Origin of the sequence: Streptomyces sp. NPDC127092, assembly GCF_042722475.1 — a bacterium.
In the GTDB taxonomy this organism is placed as follows: Bacteria; Actinomycetota; Actinomycetes; order Streptomycetales; family Streptomycetaceae; genus Streptomyces.
The window spans coordinates 1-1005 of record NZ_JBHXFE010000440.1 but is presented as its reverse complement, the minus strand read 5'-3'; the positions used below and the strand labels follow the sequence as shown (position 1 = coordinate 1005).

The 1005-nt window shown below is 65.8% G+C and carries 1 protein-coding gene; it reads right to left on the bottom strand.

The window, feature by feature from the left end; translation table 11 throughout:
* A partial coding sequence (locus ACFWJO_RS41120; protein WP_386873541.1) for a condensation domain-containing protein occupies window positions 1-959 on the bottom strand: 959 nt, incomplete at its 3' end.
* Window positions 960-1005 lie beyond the last annotated feature (46 nt).

Genomic DNA, 1005 nt, shown 5'->3' with positions numbered 1-1005 from the left:
TCGCGCTCGTCGGGCTCGAGGATCTCGTACCCCTCGATCCGCCCCTGCGGATCGGCCACGATTCTCTCGAGCAACGCCACATACCGGGTCGCGATGGTCTCCACCGTGCCCCGGTCGAACAGATCGCTCGCGTACTCGACCACCCCGGCCAGACCCTGCCTGCCGTCGGGAGTGAGAGTGAAGGACAGATCGAAGCGCGACGTACCGGTCGGCGCCGGCAGCGTGGTCCATTCCAGCCCAGGGAACTCGACGTCGGGAAAAGCGTTGTTCTGCATCGCGAACGACACCTGGAACAACGGATGGTAGGCCGTCGACCGAGTCGGATTCAGCAACTCCACCAACCGCTCGAACGGCGCATCCTGATTCTCGTACGCGCCCAGCGCCTTCGCCCGCACCCGGTCGAGGACCTGATCGAATCCCGGATTCCCCGACACATCCACCCGTAACACCCACGTATTGACGAAGAATCCCACCAACTCGGTCAACGCGTCGTCGGTACGGCCCGCGATCGGTCCGCCGAGCGCAACGTCCTCCCCCGCGCCGAGCCGGTGGAGCAGCACCGCCAACACCGACTGCAACACCATCGACGGTGTCCCCCCACTACTGCGGGCCAATTCGGTGACCGCCGAAACACGGTCCGGTGCGATCGAGAACTCCACCGTCGCGCCCCGGTAACTCGGATGGGCCGGACGTCGCCGATCGGTCGGCAACTCGATGCAGTCGGGCAGTCCCGCCAACTCGGCCCGCCAGTAGTCGAACTGGGCGGTCAGGAGACTGTCCGGATCGTCCTCGCTCCCCAGAATTTCCCGCTGCCACAACGTGTAATCGGCATACTGCACCGGCAACGGCACCCACCCCGGGGCGTGTCCGTCCGCGCGGGCCGCATACGCGACAGCCACATCCCGGGCCAGCGGCGCCAACGAGCCCCCGTCCCCCGCAATGTGGTGCAACACAAGCACCAGCACATTATCCGATTCGGAAACCCTGAAAATGCACGCCCGCAAC